Origin of the sequence: Kribbella steppae (genome assembly GCF_004342025.1) — a bacterium.
Taxonomy (GTDB): domain Bacteria; phylum Actinomycetota; class Actinomycetes; order Propionibacteriales; family Kribbellaceae; genus Kribbella; species Kribbella steppae.
In genome coordinates, this window is record NZ_SLWN01000003.1 from 597,119 (window position 1) to 615,516 (window position 18,398).

An 18,398-nucleotide genomic window follows, 5' to 3' on the forward strand; every position below is an offset into this window, starting at 1 on the left:
ACTGCTCGAAAGAGTTATCTAATGGACAACAACAAACAAGGTCACGCAACGGTCCCGATCTGGGGAGAAGAGTGAGATGAGCCTTGACTTTAGCTGCCAGTTAAGAAAAGTTCTGTCCAGCAAACCGCAAACTTGCGCACTTGTCGGCACCAGGTGTGTCGCGGCGAACACATTAGTCGAGGGGTGGGGCCGCTGATGGCCAGCAGTAACCAGGGCGGACCGGGGGAGACCAACGGGGTGAGTGCGCAGGCTTATGTTCACGCGCTGACGCCGATCATGGCCGCCGTCACCGAGCAGATCGACGGCCCGATCCAGCAGGCCGCCGAACTGTTCACCGAGGCGCTTCGGAAGAACGGCGTCATCCAGGCCTTCGGGTCCGGCCACTCCGAGGCACTGGCGATGGAGATCGCCGGCCGGGCCGGCGGGCTGATCGCGACCAACCGGATCGCGCTGCGCGACCTGGTCCTGCTCGGCGGCGCGCCGATCGAGCTGCTGCGCGGCGGCGAACTCGAACGCGACCCGTCGATCGCGCGCCGGCTCTACGACCTGGCCGAGCCGCATCCGGCCGACCTGTTCGTGATCGCGTCCAACTCCGGTGTGAACGGCTCGATCGTCGAGCTCGCCACCGTGGTCAAGGAAAAGGGCCACCCACTCATCGCGATCACCTCTTTGCAGCACACCGGTGGGATGGAGTCGCGCCACCCGTCCGGCAAGAAACTCATCGACATCGCGGACGTGGTGCTGGACAACCATGCGCCGTACGGCGACTCCGTGCTCGACCTGCCCGATGGTGGCAAGGTCTGCGCGGTGTCGTCCATCACCGCTGCGCTGATCGCGCAGCTGCTGGTCGCTGAGGTCCTGCGCCGGCTGACCGAGGCAGGTGAGACCGCTCCGGTCTACCTGTCCGCGAACATCCCGGGCGGCGACGACCACAACCACGCCCTTGAAGCACAGTACGCCGGCCGGATCCGGCGTACTGCATGAAACACTCTCGGAAGGCGGGACCCATGACCACTCCTGACAACCTGTCGCGGCGGCTGTTCCTGCAGCGCGCGGCGGTCGGCACGCTGCTGGCCACCGGCGGCAGCACGCTGCTCTCGGCGTGTGCCAGCGGCGGTAGCGACGACAGCGGCTCCGGCGGTGGCGGCGCCGAACAAACGGCGGAGAACCCGTTCGGCGTGAAGTCGGCCGACCCGCTCGACGTGGTGATCTTCAAGGGCGGCTACGGCGACGACTACGCCAAGGCGCACGAGGAGATGTACAAGAAGAAGTACCCCGAGACGACGATCAAGCACGCCGGTATCACCGACATCACCCCGCAGTTGCAGCCGCGGTTCAACGGTGGCAACCCGCCGGACGTGATCGACAACTCCGGCGCTTCGGCGCTGCCGGCATCGACGCTGGCGACCTCCGGTCAGCTGGCCGACCTGACCCAGCTGTTCGACGCCGCCTCGATCGACGATGCGGGCAAGAAGGTCCGCGACTCGATCGAGCCGATCACGCTGGAGGCGGCCCAGCTGAGCGGCAAGCCGCTGCTGCTCAACTACGTACTGACCGTGTACGCGATCTGGTACAACAAGCCGCTGTTCGCCAAGAACGGCTGGGAGCCGGCCAAGACCTGGCAGGAGTTCCTCGACCTGTGCGAGGAGATCAAGAAGACCGGGATCGCGCCGATGGCGCACCAGGGCAAGCACCCGTACTACATCGGCCAGGTGATGATGGACATGGCCGTCAAGCACGGTGGCCACGACGTCATCAAGGCGATCGACGAACTCGAGCCGAATGCGTGGAAGCACGAGTCGGTCAAGGCCGCCGCCGAGGCGATCCTGGAGATCAAGGGCAAGGGCTACTTCATGCAGGGCACCGAGGGCCTGGACCACATCCAGTCCCAGACGGCCTGGAACCAGGGCAAGGCGGCGTTCATCCCGTCCGGCTCCTGGCTGGAGAACGAGCAGAAGCCGGTCGCGCCCAAGGACTTCGAGACCACCGCGGCCTACACCCCGCTGCTGGACGGCTCGAAGCTGCCGGTCGACTGCACGGAGATCGCCGCCGGTGAGCCCTTCATCGTGCCGGAGAAGGCGAAGAACAAGGCCGGTGGCCTGGAGTACATGCGGATCATGCTGTCGAAGGAGGCGGCCGGCAAGTTCACCGAGCTGACCGGTTCCCCGACCGTGGTGAAGGGTGCGGGCGAGGGTCTGAAGCTGAGCCCGGGTGCCGCCTCGTCCGGCGCGCTGCTGAAGTCCGGTGGCGACAACAACTGGACGACGTACTTCGCTGCCTGGTACTCGACGATGGACAAGCCGATCCGTAGCGTGTGGGGCGAGCTTGCCGCTGCCCGCATCACGGCCGACGAGTTCTGCACCCGGGCGCAGAAGATCGCAGACGACACGGCCAAGGACCCGAAGACCGTCAAGCAGACCCGTACCTGAGTCTGTTGCCCCTGTGAGCTGTGCGGGGGCGGACGCGATCCGCAGCTGAGCTGATCCTCCGCCGCCTGCGCTGTGTAAGGAGAGAGATGCGGCACGGCAGTTACCGGTTCGTCGCGAGTTTCCTCGCGATTCCACTGGCGTTGTATGCGATCTTCGTGATCTCCCCGTTCGTCCAGGCGTTCTACTACTCGCTGACCGACTGGACCGGGATCTCACCGGATTTCAAGTTCGTGGGTTTCGACAACTTCCAGACCCTCGCTCACGACTCGGTGTTTCGCCAGGCACTCGGGCACAACCTGATCCTGCTGATCGGGCTGCCGCTGTTCACCATCTTCTTCGCGCTGGTGTTCGCCTACCTGCTCAACGTCGGCGGGCGGGCGAACACCGCGGGCATCCAAGGGGTCAAGGGGAACGGCTTCTACAAGCTGGCGTTCTTCCTCCCGCAGGTCCTGGCGGTCCCGGTCATCGCCGTCATCTGGTCGACGGTGATGACCTCGACCGACACCGGTCTGGCCAACTCCGTCACCAAGAAGCTCGGTCTGGGTACGTCGGAGTTCCTGGCCGACCCCGACATCGCGCTGTACTGCGTGATGTGGGTGCTCATCTGGGGCAGCGTCGGGTTCTACCTGGTGCTGTTCAACGCCGCGATGTCCGGCATCCCGAAGGACATCTTCGAGGCCGCCATCATCGACGGTGCCGGACGGCTGTCGACCTTCTTCCGGATCACCCTGCCGCTGCTGTGGGACACCATCCAGACGTCCTGGGTGTACCTGGCCATCATCGCGCTCGACGCGTACGCACTGGTCGCGGTCATGACAGCGGGACCTGGTGGACCTGACAACTCCACTCAGGTGATGGGTCTGCAGATCGCGGACAACGGGTTCCAGTACGGCCGCGCCGGCTACGCCTCGGCGATGGGTGTGGTGCTGTTCTTCCTGACACTCATCATCGCCGCTGTCATGCTCCGGGCCACCCGCCGCGACCGGATCGAATACTGAAGGGCCGCCGGAAATGACCGTACCTGTACAGATCGATGTCGAGGACACCCAGCCGCGGACCGAGCCGGCGGTCCATCCGGCCGGTGGCAAGGACCGTGCCTTCAGCCCGGTGAACGTGTTCTCCCACACGGTGCTGATCGCCTGGAGCATCCTGGTCGTGGTGCCGTTCGTGTGGGCGGTGATCGCCTCGTTCAAGAGCACCGGCGAGATCTTCGGCGACAACCCGTGGGCGCTGCCGAAGGACCTGCTGTGGTCCAACTACACCAAGGCCTGGGACAAGGGCATCGGCCAGTACCTGTTCAACAGCCTGGTCGTGGTGACCGGCGGTGTCTTCGGCACCATGCTGTTCGGCTCGATGGTTGCCTACGTGCTGGCCCGCTACGAGTTCCCCGGCAACCGCTTCGTCTACTACCTGTTCGCAGCCGGGATGATGTTCCCGGTCTTCCTGGCGATCGTGCCGCTGTTCTTCGTGGTCAAGGGCTTCGGGATGGTGTCGACGTACCAGGGGCTGATCCTGGTCTACATCGCGTACTCGCTGCCGTTCACCGTGTTCTTCATGCACGCCTTCTTCCGAACCCTGCCGACCTCGATCGCCGAGGCCGCCCTGGTTGACGGCGCCTCGCACACCACCACCTTCTTCCGCGTGATGCTCCCGATGGCCAAGCCCGGCCTGATCAGCGTCGGCATCTTCAACGTGCTGGGCCAGTTCAACCAGTTCGTGCTGCCGTCGTTCCTGTCCCCGGAGAAACCGGTCCTCTCCCAGGGCATCGCGACCCTGCTGGGCAGTCAGCGCTACGAGAACGACTGGGGCACCCTGTTCGCCGCGCTCACCATCGCCATGGTCCCGGTCATCGCCGTCTACCTGGTCTTCTACCGTCAGGTCCAGGCGGGCCTGACAGGCGCCACCCTGAAGTAACCCGCCGGGGACGCTAACCTGCCGGGGTGCTGAAACGTCGGACTGTTCTGCAGGGGGTGCTGGCGGGCGCCTTCGTGAGCGGTTGTTCGGGTACGACGGGTACGCCGACCGTGGACCCGGACAACCCGTTCGAGGTCGCCTCGGACGCGCCGGTCGAGGTACTGGCCGGTGAGGAGTACGGCGGGTTCGGGGCGGCGGCGTACCGGAAGAAGTATCCGGCGGTGAACGTGACCGCGACCGCCTCGGCGAAGCTGCGGGATCTGGTCCTGCCGCGGTTCGCGGCCGGGAATCCGCCGGATGTGGTGCTGAACTCCGGCGACGGGCGGCTCGAACTCGGGCGGTTGGTGGGGCAGAGCCAGCTGGCGGATCTGCAGCCGCTGCTGGAGGCTCCGGCCTGGGACAACGCCGACGTGACGGTGCAGGACGCCGTACTGCCGGGGATGCTCGACGCTGGGCAGTACGAAGGCTCGCAGCGGAGCGTGAACTACATCGCGACCGTGTACGGCCTGTGGTACTCGGCCAGCCTGTTCCAGCGGTTCGGCTGGGACGTCCCGCGGACCTGGCCGGAACTGCTTGCCCTCGGCACCGAAATGAAGGCGGCCGGGCTCGGCCCGTTCGTGTACGCCGGAGCGCACCCGTACTACCTGCTCGAGCTGGTACTCACCCTGGCCGTGAAGACCGGCGGTCACGACGTGATGAAGCGGATCGACAATCTCGAGGACGGCGCCTGGAAGGACGAGAGCGTCACCCGCGCGATCACCGCGGTCGGCGAGCTCGTCAAACGCGGGCTGGTCGCGCCGGGCAGCACCGACTTCGACCACATCGCCTCGCAGAAACGGTTCCTCGCCTCGAAGGCCGGCCTGCTGCCCTGTGGCAACTGGCTCGAGAACGAGATGAAGCCGCTGATCCCGCGGAACTTCGCGCTGACCGTGACCGGTGTCCCACCGCTCGACGGGTCGTCCGCGCTCGCGCGTGGCCTGCACGTCGCGGCCACCGCGCCGTACCTGGTGCCGGAGAAGGCGAAGAACAAGGCGGGTGGGCTCGAGTACCTCCGGGCGATGCTGTCCAAGGACGTCGCCACCCAGGTCACCGAGGAGTCCAACCAGCTCACCATCGTGCGCGGCGCGGCCGACGGCCTGGAGATCGGTACGGCGCTCCGCTCGGCCCGTGACCTGTTGACTGCCGCCGGTGACCAGGTCATCACCTGGTACTTCGCCGACTGGTATCCGGACTTCGCCACCACCGCGGCCCAAACCACCGGACAGTTCCTGGCCGGCGGTCTTCAGCTCTCCGAGTGGACAGCAAGAATCCAGGCCGCCGCCGACAAGCTCAAGCAGGACAAGGCGGTCACCAAGTACCACCGGGACTGACCGCCGTCCTCGACCGCCTCGTGCCCAAGCTGGCCAAGGCGGTCGACGGGGACCCGGCCACCACCGCCTGATCACGGGAAAAGATCTCGCCGTCGGCCGCGAGCCGTCGTAACCTCGAAAGAGGGTGGTGAGATCGATGGAGTGGATAGCTGTACTGCTCCTTTTCTTCGTGTTGTGCACGTTGCTCAACCTTGTGTTGCCGCAGCCGCCGCCATCGCGCTGGCGCCGGCGGATGCACAGGTCTGCGGACCGTCTGACCGGACGGCTCCGCCACCGCGCTGCGCCCGAGCCGGACCCGTTCGACACGCTCCGCCTGCAGACGAGGCTGGGTCACCTCGCCGGGAAGATCCGGAGGGTCGAGTCCACCCCGCGCGTCTATGCGAAAGCACACCGGCTGATGGCTCTCGAGGCGGCGTACGACGACCTCCTCGACGAGGCCTGCCGGATGGCCGGCGTCTCCACCGAGGCCCATCTGAAGCGCGGCGAGGAAAAGCGATGGCAGGAGGAGCAGGAACTGGCCTCCCGCGGCTGGTCCTGGTGACCTAGGACCACACCACCTCGTCGAGGAAGTCCTCCACCGCGGTCGCCACCTGCCCGAGGACGGCGGCCGATGCCGCCAGCCGGCCCGGCACGTACATGCCGTGGTCTGCCTCCGGCACTTCCAGCACGTACGGCGTGAGTTCGCGAGCCATTGTGGAGTTCCACAGCCGATCCGCCGTACCGCCGACCAGCAGGAACGGCTCGGTCGACCGGCGCAGGCCGTCGACCACCCAGTCGCTGGTCAGGTTCGGCGTCAGCCAGACCGCCGGCAATTCACGGTCCGCGGCGAGGACTGAGCCATAACTGCCGAGTGACTTCCCGATCAGCAACACATCGCCGGTGACGCTCTCGACGGCCTTCGTGGCCTGCGGCAGCACCCACAACCCGCGTTCCGGCTCGGTCAGAGTCAGCGGGCGGTCCGGTTCGTTCCACCAGACGTGAACCACGTCGGCACCGCGGCGTTCGGCGGCATCGGCGGCGTACATCGGCAACGGAGCGGCCGGGCCGTACTGCCCGCCGGGCAGGACGATCACTGTGCGCGAGGTCATAGGACGGAGTTTATGGGGGTCCGGACCCGCCCCGGTGTGGATCGGACCTGGGGCGCTGGCAGAATCGGGGTCATGTCTGTAGCTGCGTCTGACCCCTCCGCAGCCGGTTCCCAGCGTCGCCCTCGGGTGCTGTCCGGGATCCAGCCGACGGCGGACTCCTTCCACTTCGGCAACTACCTCGGTGCGTTGCGGCAGTGGGTGGCCCTGCAAGACGACCACGACGCGTTCTACTGCGTGGTCGACCTGCACGCGATTACGGTGGAGTACGACCCGAAGGCACTGCGGGATCGGACCCGCCGCTCGGTGGCGCAGCTGCTCGCGGCCGGGATCGACCCGGAGCGATCCACCCTGTTCGTCCAGTCGCACGTGCCCGAGCACGCCCAGCTGGGCTGGGTGCTCGGCTGCCTGACCGGGTTCGGCGAGGCCAGCCGGATGACGCAGTTCAAGGACAAGTCCGCCAAGGGCGGCGCCGACCGGGCCACCGTCGGCCTGTTCACGTACCCGATCCTGCAGGCGGCGGACATCCTGATCTACCAGGCCGACCGGGTCCCGGTGGGTGAGGACCAGCGTCAGCACCTGGAGCTGACCCGCGACCTGGCCGGGCGGTTCAACCACCGGTTCGGCAAGACCTTCCGGCTGCCCGAGCCGTACATCGTCAAGGAGACCGCGAAGATCGCGGACCTGCAGGACCCGACCGCCAAGATGAGCAAGTCGGGCTCCTCGCCGGCCGGCATCATCGACCTGCTCGACGACCCCAAGGTGAGCGCGAAGAAGATCCGCTCCGCGGTCACCGACTCCGGTCGCGAGGTCGTCTTCGACCCGGAGAACAAGGCCGGTGTGGCCAACCTGCTGACCATCTACTCGGCCCTGACCGGCCGCAAGATCAGCGAGCTCGAGGACGAGTACGCCGGTCGCGGGTACGGCGATTTCAAGAAGGACCTGGCCGAGGTCGTGATCGAGTTCGTCACCCCGTTCCGGGAGAAGACACTCGGCTACCTGGACGACACCGCCCAGCTGGACGCGATCCTGGCCGCCGGGGCCGAGCGCGCCCGCGCGGTGACCGAGCCGACCCTGCAGCGGGTCTACGACCGGCTGGGATTCGTGCCCGGACCGGCCCTCGGATCGGGCCGGTAGGGCGCCGGATGGCGACGATCGGTGTCGCGATCCCGATCGCGGAACCCTACGGCTCGGAGTTGCAGAAGTACCGGGCCGAGTTCGGTGATCCGATGGCCTCGTCGATCCCCACCCACGTGACCCTGCTGCCGCCGACCGAGGTGGCCGACGCCGATCTGGGCCTGATCGACGACCACCTGCTCGAGCTGGCCGCCCGGTTCCCGAGCTTCCGGATCCGGCTCCGCGGTACGGCGACGTTCCGGCCGATCTCCCCGGTGGTGTTCGTACCGCTGGCCGAGGGCATCTCGTCCTGCGAGGTGCTGCAGTCGCAGGTCCGGTCCGGTCCGCTGCAGGTGGAGCTCCGGTTCCCGTACCACCCGCACGTGACGGTGGCGCACGACCTGGACAAGGAGGCGCTGGACCGCGCGTACGACGCCCTGTCGGAGTACGACTGCGCGTTCGACGTCGACGCCTTCAGCCGATACGAACACGGTGCCGACGGCGTGTGGCGCCCCCAGCGCTCCTTCCCGCTGGCAGGCTGAGTCTCCGCGCGAGGGGTACAGGAGACCAATGGGCATCATCCAGCGGGGCAAGGCGATCTGGGCCCGGGTGAACCGGACGCAGTTGGGACGCGCCTGGAAGCGGTACGGCGACCGGCGGGGCAACCGGTTGGCGGGGGCAACGAGCTTCTTCGGGTTCCTGTCGGTGTTCCCGCTGATCGTGCTGGCCGCGGCGGTCGTCGGTTCGCTGCTGGGCGAGGACGCGATCGAGACGCTGAAGGAGTCCCTGGAGCAGAACCTGCCCGTGATCGGCGAGCGGATCGACCTCGACGCGCTGGTCGCCCACGCCGGCACCATCGGGCTGATCGCGGGGGTCTCGCTGCTGTTCACCGGGCTCGGCTGGATCGACGCGCTGCGCGCCTCGATCCGGTCGATGCACGAACTGGATGACGAGCCCGGGAACATCGTCCTGCTCAAGCTCACCGATCTCGGTGCGCTGGTCGGTCTCGGCGTGATCGGCCTGATCGCCACCGGGGCCGCGTCGATCCTGGCCGGCCTGTCGGAGCGCATCGTCGACTGGGCGGACCTGGAGGGGACCTGGCTGGCGAGCTGGGGCATCGAGTTCTGCAGCGTGGTGGTCGGCATCGGCGCGGGCGCCGTAATGTTCCTGTACCTCCAGACCGTGTTGCCGCGGATCATCCTGCCGCGCAAGGTCGCACTGATCGCCGCGCTGGCCGGCGGGATTCTGTACTACCTGGCGCAGAAGCTCGGCAACGCCTATGTGGACCACGTCCTCGGCACCAACGCCGCGTACGGCGCTCTGGCCTTGCCGCTGGCGCTGCTGGTGTGGATCTACCTGATGACGCGCGCCATCATGCTCATCGCCGCCTGGGCCAAGGAGGCCACCCTCGACGCCCGGGCAACCGAGGAAGCAGCAGCAGTACCACCACCGCCCGAACCTGTTGAGGAGCCGCTGTTGCCTGGGCCGCCTGGCAAGCGCTTCAAGGTCGTGCCGGTGCCGCAGAAGAAGGCCGACACAGTCGCGGTGGCCGCCGGCGCATTGCTCGGTGTCACGGCCAGCGCCCTGGCTGTGCAGTTGGCCAAGGTCGCCCGCTCCGTCCGGCGCTAGTGCCTTCGCCTCCGCAGCGATCGTGGTCGTCGGAGGAACAGTCCGAGGAGGAGGACCGGCGGTCCGGCGTAGGCCCAGGCAGGGACGCGGAGTGCCAGTGACTGGACGGCTTGCCCCGGGTTGAGGACTGTGCGGCTGCGCGGCGGCTGCGTCGTACCGGACTCCGTCTTCTTCTCGGCGGTGCCGGCTGCTTTCGGTGGTGGGGCGGCGGGCTTGACCAGGGTGCCGACCGGGTCGAGCTGGTTGTAGTTCTTGTACGTCCACGTCAGCAGGTTGGTCGCGTCCTCGGTGATGCCGTGGGGTGCGTTCATCAGCGTCACCACCAGCGTGTGGCCGTTGCGGCGGGCCGCGCCGATGAACGTGTTGCGGGCGAGCGTCGTGTAGCCGGTCTTGATGCCCAGCGCGCCGTCGTAGTTGAACAGCAGTTTGTTCTGGTTCGCGACCTGGTACGTGCCCTTGTTGCCGACGTTCGGGAAGGCCGTGAACTTCGTCGACGCGTACTCGGCGAAGTCGGGCCGGGCCAGGCCCGCCTTGGCGAACAGGGCCAGGTCGTAGGCGCTGGAGTACTGACCATCGGCGTCGAGTCCGGTCGGGTCGGTCACGGTGGTGTCGAGCGCGCCGATCTCCTTGGCCTTCTGGTTCATCCGCTGGATCGTGCCTTCGACGCCTCCCGGGTCGTGGGCACACAGTGCGTGCACCGCGTCGTTGCCGGACGCCAGGAACATGCCTTTGAAGAGCAGGTCGACGCTGTAGCGCAGGCCGGGGTACACGCCGACCTTGCTGCCCTCGATGCCCGCGTCCGCGTCGGTGCCGGTCACCACGTCCGACTTCTTGAGTCGCGGCAGCAGGACCAGGGCCGTGAGGGTCTTGAGCGTGCTCGCGGGCCGCAGCTTGGCGTGCGGTGCCTTGGCGGCCAGTACGGCGCCGGTGTCCAGGTCGGCCACGACGTACGCGGATGCCTGGACGGCCGGCGGCGTCGCCCCGTCGGCGACCACCGTCGGCTTCGTGGTCAGCAGGTCGCCGCCGACCGGGCCTTGTGGGCCCTGGTCGGCGGCGGTTGCTGTGAGCGGGCCGCTGATCACCAGTGCGGTGGTAGCGGCTGCCGTCAGAAGCACACGCATCGGCGGCACTCTAGACGGCCCAGGGTTTAGACGTCACGCCCGGTACGCAGTCCACATGTTGCTGATGCGGGTGCTCTGACCGGGAGTGAACTGGTTGTAGCAGGAGTCGTACGAGTAATCCATGTAGTTGTGGATCGGGTCCAGACCGGACAGCGAGCAGGAGTCGCGACCGGTCGGGCAGCCGCTGCTGGCGCTGCCTTGCGCCGGGGTGTCCGACACAGAGTCGTTCGTGGTCGTGCAGCCACCCTGGAAGGTGTGGTAGAGCCCGAACCAGTGGCCGGCCTCGTGCGTGGCGGTCTTGCCGAGGTTGAAGTTGGTCGCCGAACCACCCGGCAGCGAGCTGTACTGCACCCGGATGCCGTCGATCGACGGGTTGCTCGCGTAATCCCACGGGAACGTGGCGATCCCGAGGTAGGAGAAGTTGACCAGCCAGATGTTCAGCGCGTTCTTGCCGCCCTTGCGGGTCTGCGCGCGGTACGTCGTACTCTGGCCGTCGCGGTGCCAGGTGCTGTTGTTGTAGCGGTAGGTGCCGGCCAGGTAGAAGCTGAAGCCGGTGTTCGCCGCCTGGGACGACTCGCCGCCGGCGAAGTTCTGGTTCAGCTCGGCGATCTGCTGCGAGATCTGGGTGCTGGTCACGTCTCCGGCGCCGGAGCTGCTGCGCATCACGTGGATGTACACCGGCACACTCGCGGCCGCCAGCTGGCCGGCCTTCGGGGCCAGGCCGCGAGCGGCCTTCGCCTTCAGGATCTGCGCCGTCTTCGCGTCGATCGCCTTCTGCTCGGCTGCCGACAGCTCCCGGTGGTCCGCGCCGTGGCCACCGCGAGCCGCGGGTCCCTCGGCTGGGGTGAGACACGGGTTGCTCAGCTGGTCAGCCGACGGCAGCTTCGCCGTTGCCTGACCACCGAGCGGACTGAACGTGAGCGCCGTACCAGCCACCAGAACGGCCAGGGCGCGGGGACGGGTGATGAAAGATCGCATGATGCGTCCTCCGTGATCGGGCCGCTTGGGCGGTGCGGCCGAATCCCCCGATTTTGCGCATGATGCCGCGATGCGCATAGCCGTTCACTGTCCGTCCAGTGCCAAGGCACCACCGCGCCGGGCCCGGATCAGGCGGATCCGTCAGTGCCAGGACCTCAGGACAGCTCCTCCTCGGCCTGCTGGATGGCGGCGAACTCCTCTTCGGGAGCGGCGGCGACCAGGTGGTGGCGGCTGTAGAACCAGAAGTAGGCGATGGCCACCACGAAGATCGTCGCGGTGATCGCGGCCGCCAGCTTGTCGACGAAGAACGTTGCCACCACGGCCGTCACCGCCAGGACCAGGGCGACGCCGGTGGTCACGCTGCCACCGGGCGTCCGGTACGGCCGGTCCAGGCCGGGTTCGCGGACCCGGAGCACGATGTGCGAGAGCATCATCAGCACATACGAGACGGTTGCGCCGAAGACGGCGATGTTGATCAGCAGTGCGCCGTCCTGGGTGATCGCCGCGAGCAGGAAACCGATCACGCCGGGGACGGTCAGCGCCAGGTACGGCGTCTTGCGCTTGCCGGTCACGGACAGGAAGCGGGGCAGGTAACCCGCCCGGGACAGCGCGAACAACTGCCGTGAGTACGCGTAGACGATCGAGAAGAAGCTCGCGACCAGCCCGGCGAGGCCGACGTAGTTGACGAAGTCGGCGACCCACGTGTCGCCACCGAACGCGGTCCGCAGTGCCAGCGGGAGCGGGTTGTCGGACTCCGCGATCACCGAGGATCCGGCGCCACCGGCGGTGAACACCAGCATCAGGCCGGCGAAGACCAGCAGCACGACCATGCCGGTGATGATCCCGCGGGGCATGTCCTTGCGCGGGTCCCGGGCCTCCTCGGCGGCCAGCGGTACGCCCTCGATCGCGAGGAAGAACCAGATTCCGTAGACGAGCGCCGCCAGCACCCCGGCGTACCCGAACGGGATGAAATCGCTGGCGCCGGCCGCGGTGTTCGGCACGATGTCGAACAGCTTGTCGGCGTCGAACTTCGGCACCATCGCGATCACGAACACCACCAGCGCGACCACGGCGAGCGCGGTGATCGCCAGCGTCAGCCTGAGTGCCTCGCCCACGCCGTACAGGTGGATGCCGACGAAGATCACGTAGCAGGCCAGGTAGACCGGCCAGCTGGACGTCAGCCCGAACAACCCGAGGGCCTCGATGTAGCCGCCGATGAAGGTGGCGATCGCGGCCGGTGCGATGGCGTACTCGATCAGGATCGCCGTCCCGGTTGCGAAACCGCCGAGCGGGCCGAGCGCCCGGCGGGCGAACCCGTACCCGGCGCCGGCGACCGGGATCGCGGAGGCGAGTTCGGCCAGGCCGAACACCATGCAGGTGTACATCGTCGCCATCAGCACGGTCGCGATCAGCAGGCCACCCCAGCCGCCCTCGGCCAGGCCGAAGTTCCAGCCGGCGAAGTCACCGGAGATGACGTAGGCGACGCCCAGTCCGGCCAGCAGGACCCAGCCGGCCGCGCCCCGCTTCAGTTGCCGGTTCTCCAGGTACTCCTTGCCGACCTGCTGGTAGTCGACGTGGGCTTTCTTCCGGCTCATCGCGGGACCTCCGAGGTGTCGACCGCCAATGGTCTAGGGCCATACCACTAGGAATGGCCATGAGGTTCCTCGCGTCCGGCCTCGCTGTCAAGGGAAAGTGCCGATTGTCAGGCAGGGCCGGATTGACATCCGCCGCGACACTTGCGTCAATGGACAGGTTGCAGACCAATAGAATTCTGCGATCCGTCCAGTCCGACCGACCCTCCGGGAGCGACCGTGGCCTCGAACACCGGCAAGCTGACCGAGCAGGCCCTCCGAGATCTGGTCGCGGCCGGGCAGATCGACACCGTGCTGGTCGCGATCACCGACATGCAGGGCCGGCTCCAGGGCAAGCGTTGTGGCGCGAGGTACTTCGTGGAGGAGGTGCTCGCGCACGGCACCGAGGGCTGCAACTACCTGCTCGCGGTCGACGTCGACATGAACACCGTCGAGGGCTACGACATGTCGTCCTGGGCGCGTGGCTACGGCGACCTGCTGATGGCGCCGGATCTCGACACCTTGCGCCTGGTTCCCTGGCTCGAGGGGACGGCGATGGTGCTCTGCGACGTCCAGTGGCTCGACGGCAGCCCGATGCCCGCGTCACCGCGGCAGATCCTGAAGGCGCAGCTGGAGCGGCTGGCCGAGCGCGGCATGAAGGCGTACGTCGGCACCGAGCTGGAGTTCATCGTCTTCGACGACACCTTCGAGTCGGCCTGGGACAAGCACTACCGCGACCTCACTCCGGCCAACCAGTACAACGTCGACTACTCGCTGCTGGGCACCGCGCGGATCGAGCCGCTGCTGCGCGACATCCGCAACTCGATGACCGGCGCCGGCCTGTACGTCGAGTCGGCCAAGGGCGAGTGCAACCTCGGCCAGCACGAGATCGCGTTCCGGTACGACGAGGCGCTCGCCACTTGTGACAACCACTCGATCTACAAGACGGGTGCGAAGGAGATCGCCTCGAAGCACGGCAAGAGTCTGACCTTCATGGCCAAGTACGACGAGCGCGAAGGCAACTCGTGTCACATCCACCTGAGCTTCCGGTCCACCGACGGTGACGCCGTCCTGGCGGGTGATCGCGACCACGGGTTCTCCGAGCTGATGGAGCGGTTCATCGCCGGTCAGCTCGCCTGTCTGTCGGACTTCACCTACCTGCTCGCCCCGAACATCAACTCCTACAAGCGTTTCGTCCGCGGCAGCTTCGCGCCGACCGCGATCGCCTGGGGTCTGGACAACCGCACCTGCTCGCTCCGCGTCGTCGGCCACGGCGAATCCCTGCGTGTCGAGAACCGCCTGCCCGGCGGCGACGTGAACCCCTATCTCGCCGTCGCTGCGATCATCGCCTCCGGCCTTCATGGCATCGACAACGAGCTGGAGCTCGAGCCGCTGCTCGAGGGCAACGCGTACGAGTCCGACAAGCAGCACGTGCCGACCACGTTGCGCGAGGCGGCCGCGCTGTTCACCGGCTCGAAGATCGCCCGCCAGGCGTTCGGCGACGAGATGGTCGACCACTACGCCAACGCCGCGCGGGTCGAGCTCGACGCGTACGACGCCGTCGTCACCGACTGGGAGCGGATCCGTGGTTTCGAGCGCCTCTAGGCCCCGCATCGGCATTACGACGTACCTCGAGCCGACGATCTGGGGTGTCTGGGAGCGTGACGCCTCGCTGCTGCCGCGCGTCTATCTCGATGCGGTGGTCGCGGCCGGAGGGGTGCCGCTGCTGCTGCCCCCGGTCGGCACCGACCCGACGATCCTCGACGTGCTCGACGGCCTGATCATCGCCGGCGGGTGCGATGTGGATCCGTCGACGTACGACGCCGCGCCGCACCCGGAGACGGTCGACACCAGGCCCGGGCGGGACGAGCACGAGAAGATCCTGATCCGGGCGGCGCTCGACCGGGATCTCCCGCTGCTCGCGATCTGCCGCGGCCTGCAGATGCTCAACGTCACCCTCGGCGGGACGCTGCAACAACATCTGCCCGACGTGGTCGCGCATGACGAGCACCGGCCGTCGCCCGCGATCTTCGGCACCACCGAGGTCAAGGTCGAACCGGACACGCTCACCGGTCGCCTGTTCGGCGAACGCGCGAGTGTGCGCTGCTATCACCACCAGGCACTCGACGCTGTCGCACCGGGTCTGCGGGTGACCGCCCGCGCCGGGGACGGGACCGTGGAGGCGGCCGAAGTGGAGGGCCACGACTTCGCCCTCGGCGTGCAGTGGCACCCGGAGGAGAACCCCGACGACCTGCGGCTGTTCACCGCACTGATCGCAGCATCCAGGAGCACAGCATGATGCACGACGTGATCAACCCGGCCACCGAGAAGGTCGTCCGGACGATCTCCCTGGCCACCGAGCAGGACGCGGACGCCGCGATCGCCCGGGCCGCTCAGGCCTTCGACACGTGGCGAGATGTGGCGCCGGCGGATCGCGGCCGGTTGCTGCGCCGGTTCGCCGACGCGGTCGACGCCGACCTCGAGAACCTCGCGGCGCTGGAGGTCGAGAACGCCGGGCACACCATCGGCAACGCCCGCTGGGAGGCCGGCAACGTCCGCGACGTGCTGAACTACTACTCGGCCGCGCCGGAACGCCTGTTCGGCAAGCAGATTCCGGTGGCCGGTGGCATCGATGTGACCTTCCAGGAACCGCTCGGCGTGGTCGGTGTGATCGTGCCGTGGAACTTCCCGATGCCGATCGCCGGCTGGGGTTTCGCTCCCGCACTGGCCGCGGGCAACACCGTCGTACTGAAGCCGGCCGAGCTGACGCCGCTGACCGCGATCCGCCTCGGTGAGCTGGCGCTGGAGGCCGGGTTGCCGCCGGGGGTGTTCGAGGTCGTGCCAGGGAAGGGCTCGATCGTCGGGCACCGGTTCGTCACGCATCCCGCCGTACGCAAGGTGGTCTTCACCGGATCGACCGCGGTCGGCAAGCAGATCATGGCCGGGTGCGCCGAGCAGGTGAAGCGGGTGACCCTCGAGCTCGGCGGGAAGTCGGCCAACATCGTGTTCGCCGACGCGGATGTGGAGAAGGCCGCGGCCCAGGCGCCGTACGGCGTCTTCGACAACGCGGGGCAGGACTGCTGCGCGCGGTCGCGGATCCTGGTCGAGCGGTCGGCGTACGACCGGTTCATGGAGCTGCTCGAGCCGGCGGTGAAGTCCTTTCGCGTCGGAGATCCCAGTGATCCTTCGTCCGACATGGGGCCGCTGATCTCGGCGGGTCAGTTGGAGACCGTCGCGTCGTACGTCGAGAATCCCGCGTTCCAAGGGACGGCGCCTCAGGGGCCCGGATTCTGGTTCCCGCCGACCGTGCTGGCGCCGGTCGCGGCCGACGCGCGGGCGATGCGGGAGGAGATCTTCGGTCCGGTCGTCGCCGTCATCCCGTTCGAGGACGAGGCGGACGCGCTGCGGATCGCCAACGACAGCGAGTACGGGCTGTCCGGGTCGATCTGGACCCGTCACGTCGGCCGCGCGCTGCGGGTCGGCCGCGGCGTCGAGGCGGGCAACCTGTCGGTCAACTCGAACGCGTCCGTGCGGTACTCGACACCGTTCGGCGGTTACAAGCAGTCCGGGCTCGGCCGCGAGCTCGGCCCGGACGCGCTGGACGCGTTCACCGAGACCAAGAACATCTTCATCAGCACGGAGGACTGAATGGACGTGAAGGCAAGCCGGTTGGAAGGCCGGGTCGCCGTGGTGACCGGCGGCGCTAGCGGGATCGGCCTGGCCGCGGTCCGGCGACTCGCGGCCGAAGGGGCCAGGGTCGTCATCGGCGACCTCGACCCGGCCGCCGGCAAGGCCGCCGCGGACGAGGTCGGCGGGCTGTTCGTCGCGGTCGACGTGACCGACGAGGCCGGGGTGGAGAACCTGTTCCGGCAGGCGTACGACACGTTCGGCAGCGTCGACATCGCGTTCAACAACGCCGGTATCTCACCGCCCGACGACAACTCGATCCTGGACACCGGGCTGGAGGCGTGGCGCAAGGTGCAGGAGGTCAACCTGACCTCGGTGTATCTGTGCTGCAAGGCCGTCATCCCCTACATGCAGCGCCACGGCAAGGGCTCGATCATCAACACCGCGTCGTTCGTGGCGGTGATGGGCGCGGCCACCTCGCAGATCTCGTACTCCGCGTCGAAGGGCGGCGTCCTGGCGATGAGTCGCGAGCTCGGCGTCGAGTTCGCCCGGCAGGGGATCCGGGTCAACGCGCTCTGCCCGGGCCCGGTGAACACGCCACTGCTGACCGAACTGTTCGCGAAGGACCCGGAGCGGGCCCAGCGGCGGCTGGTGCACGTCCCGATGGGCCGGTTCGGCGAGCCGGAGGAGATCGCGGCCGCGGTCGCCTTCCTGGCCAGCGACGACTCCTCCTTCATCACCGCCAACACCTTCCTGGTGGACGGCGGAATCTCGGGTGCCTACGTGACACCGCTCTAGTCTGTCTTCATGGTTGCCCAGGCAGACGACGCGTTGTTCCGGCCGGTCCGGACGGGTAACCCGTTCGAGGAGACGGTCGAGCGGTTGCTGCAGGCAATCAAGCTGGGCGTCGTCGTGCCGGGTGACCGGCTGCCGTCCGAACGCGACCTGGCGGCCCGGCTGAACGTCAGCCGGGTCACCCTGCGTGAGGCGATCCACGTCCTGACCGAGGCCGGGTACGTCGAGTCCCGGCGCGGGCGGTACGGCGGCACGTTCGTCAACGAGCAGCTGCCGAAGCCACGTCGTACCCCGGCCAAGCGGTTGGCCCGCGAGCTGGGCGACGGGCTGGACGATGCGTTGGTACTGCGCGCCGCCCTGGAGACCGGGGCTGCGGAGGCGGCGGCTTCGCGCTCGTTGAGTGAGGCCGAGCAGGAGCATCTGCGGCGGTGCCTGGCGGAGACCTCGGCGGCGAAGCTGTCCGACTACCGCCGCTTCGACTCGCGCCTGCACCTGGCCATCGCCGAGGTCACCGGGGCTCCGTCGTTGACGTCGGCGACTGCTGACGTTCGGATGCGGCTGAACCAGCTGCTGGATGCGATTCCACTGCTCGAACGCAACATCCGGCACTCGAACGAACAGCACGAAGCGATCGTCGAAGCCATCCTGGCCGGCGACCCGGAGGCGGCCCGCCGAGCCATGCAGGAACACCTCTCCGGGACCGCGGCCCTGCTACGAGCCTTCCTCAGCTGATCTTTCAACTACAAGAGACTGCTGCCGACTC

18 protein-coding genes are annotated in these 18,398 nt (G+C 67.8%); 14 read left to right on the top strand and 4 right to left on the bottom strand.

Annotation, left to right across the window (positions count from 1 at the left end; genetic code table 11):
- Positions 1-195 precede the first annotated feature (195 nt).
- The 6 genes from EV652_RS11445 to EV652_RS11470 all read left to right on the top strand — a co-directional run bounded on the left by EV652_RS11445 (position 196) and on the right by EV652_RS11470 (position 6,254).
- Complete coding sequence (locus EV652_RS11445; protein WP_132209018.1) at positions 196-984, top strand: sugar isomerase domain-containing protein; 789 nt, start codon at positions 196-198, stop codon at positions 982-984.
- Positions 985-1,007: 23 nt separating this feature from the next.
- Positions 1,008-2,429 (top strand): N-acetylglucosamine/diacetylchitobiose ABC transporter substrate-binding protein, encoded by a 1,422-nt coding sequence (gene ngcE / locus EV652_RS11450; RefSeq protein WP_132209019.1) that lies wholly within the window; start codon positions 1,008-1,010, stop codon positions 2,427-2,429.
- 86 nt (positions 2,430-2,515) lie between these two features.
- Entirely contained in the window at positions 2,516-3,427 is a 912-nt protein-coding gene (locus tag EV652_RS11455) for a carbohydrate ABC transporter permease (RefSeq protein ID WP_132209020.1), read from the top strand.
- A 13-nt stretch (positions 3,428-3,440) separates the two neighbouring features.
- Positions 3,441-4,343 carry a carbohydrate ABC transporter permease gene (locus EV652_RS11460; protein WP_132209021.1) on the top strand — a complete coding sequence of 301 codons (903 nt, stop codon included), beginning with the start codon at positions 3,441-3,443 and terminating at the stop codon, positions 4,341-4,343.
- 26 nt (positions 4,344-4,369) lie between these two features.
- Positions 4,370-5,713 carry an N-acetylglucosamine/diacetylchitobiose ABC transporter substrate-binding protein gene (gene ngcE / locus EV652_RS11465; RefSeq protein WP_132209022.1) on the top strand — a complete coding sequence of 448 codons (1,344 nt, stop codon included), beginning with the start codon at positions 4,370-4,372 and terminating at the stop codon, positions 5,711-5,713.
- A 136-nt stretch (positions 5,714-5,849) separates the two neighbouring features.
- Positions 5,850-6,254, top strand: coding sequence for a hypothetical protein (locus EV652_RS11470; RefSeq protein ID WP_199238118.1), 405 nt, complete (start codon positions 5,850-5,852; stop codon positions 6,252-6,254).
- A 1-nt stretch (position 6,255) separates the two neighbouring features.
- On the opposite strand, the gene EV652_RS11475 is transcribed toward EV652_RS11470, so the two are convergent.
- Positions 6,256-6,801: an alpha/beta hydrolase gene (locus EV652_RS11475; protein WP_132209023.1), complete on the bottom strand. Its 546-nt coding sequence runs from the start codon at positions 6,799-6,801 to the stop codon at positions 6,256-6,258.
- Positions 6,802-6,873: 72 nt separating this feature from the next.
- On the opposite strand from EV652_RS11475, the gene trpS reads away from it, so the two are divergent.
- The 3 genes from trpS to EV652_RS11490 are packed head-to-tail and all read left to right on the top strand — an operon-like array spanning position 6,874 to position 9,543.
- The gene (gene trpS, locus EV652_RS11480; RefSeq protein WP_132209024.1) at positions 6,874-7,935 is read left to right on the top strand and encodes a tryptophan--tRNA ligase; all 1,062 of its coding nucleotides are present in this window, start codon (positions 6,874-6,876) and stop codon (positions 7,933-7,935) included.
- Between the two features lie 8 nt (positions 7,936-7,943).
- Positions 7,944-8,456, top strand: a complete 513-nt coding sequence (locus EV652_RS11485) for a 2'-5' RNA ligase family protein (RefSeq protein ID WP_132209025.1) — start codon at positions 7,944-7,946, stop codon at positions 8,454-8,456.
- Between the two features lie 28 nt (positions 8,457-8,484).
- A complete protein-coding gene (locus tag EV652_RS11490; protein WP_132209026.1) occupies positions 8,485-9,543 on the top strand; it encodes a YihY/virulence factor BrkB family protein in 1,059 nt (352 codons plus the stop codon).
- Here the strand turns inward: EV652_RS11490 and EV652_RS11495 are convergent.
- The 3 genes from EV652_RS11495 to eat all read right to left on the bottom strand — a co-directional run bounded on the left by EV652_RS11495 (position 9,540) and on the right by eat (position 13,237).
- Entirely contained in the window at positions 9,540-10,664 is a 1,125-nt protein-coding gene (locus EV652_RS11495) for a D-alanyl-D-alanine carboxypeptidase family protein (protein ID WP_132209027.1), read from the bottom strand. The two genes, EV652_RS11490 and EV652_RS11495, sit on opposite strands and share 4 nt — an antisense overlap.
- 33 nt (positions 10,665-10,697) lie before the next feature.
- Positions 10,698-11,642, bottom strand: coding sequence for a zinc metalloprotease (locus tag EV652_RS11500; RefSeq protein WP_132209028.1), 945 nt, complete (start codon positions 11,640-11,642; stop codon positions 10,698-10,700).
- Between the two features lie 155 nt (positions 11,643-11,797).
- Positions 11,798-13,237 (bottom strand): ethanolamine permease, encoded by a 1,440-nt coding sequence (gene eat / locus EV652_RS11505; RefSeq protein ID WP_132209029.1) that lies wholly within the window; start codon positions 13,235-13,237, stop codon positions 11,798-11,800.
- Positions 13,238-13,453: 216 nt separating this feature from the next.
- Here eat and EV652_RS11510 point away from each other — a divergent pair, with 216 nt between their 5' ends.
- From EV652_RS11510 to EV652_RS11530, 5 genes are read left to right on the top strand one after another with little or no spacing between them, the layout of a single operon-like run.
- Positions 13,454-14,818 (top strand): glutamine synthetase family protein, encoded by a 1,365-nt coding sequence (locus EV652_RS11510; RefSeq protein ID WP_132209030.1) that lies wholly within the window; start codon positions 13,454-13,456, stop codon positions 14,816-14,818.
- Positions 14,799-15,512 carry a gamma-glutamyl-gamma-aminobutyrate hydrolase family protein gene (locus tag EV652_RS11515; protein ID WP_132209031.1) on the top strand — a complete coding sequence of 238 codons (714 nt, stop codon included), beginning with the start codon at positions 14,799-14,801 and terminating at the stop codon, positions 15,510-15,512. The genes EV652_RS11510 and EV652_RS11515 overlap by 20 nt, the downstream gene beginning before the upstream one ends.
- Positions 15,509-16,861, top strand: a complete 1,353-nt coding sequence (locus tag EV652_RS11520; protein ID WP_132209032.1) for an aldehyde dehydrogenase family protein — start codon at positions 15,509-15,511, stop codon at positions 16,859-16,861. Before EV652_RS11515 ends, EV652_RS11520 begins: the two co-directional genes overlap by 4 nt.
- Positions 16,862-17,638 (top strand): 3-oxoacyl-ACP reductase, encoded by a 777-nt coding sequence (locus EV652_RS11525; protein ID WP_132209033.1) that lies wholly within the window; start codon positions 16,862-16,864, stop codon positions 17,636-17,638. It abuts the gene before it with no gap.
- Between the two features lie 9 nt (positions 17,639-17,647).
- Positions 17,648-18,367 carry a FadR/GntR family transcriptional regulator gene (locus tag EV652_RS11530; RefSeq protein ID WP_132209034.1) on the top strand — a complete coding sequence of 240 codons (720 nt, stop codon included), beginning with the start codon at positions 17,648-17,650 and terminating at the stop codon, positions 18,365-18,367.
- Positions 18,368-18,398: the final 31 nt, after the last annotated feature.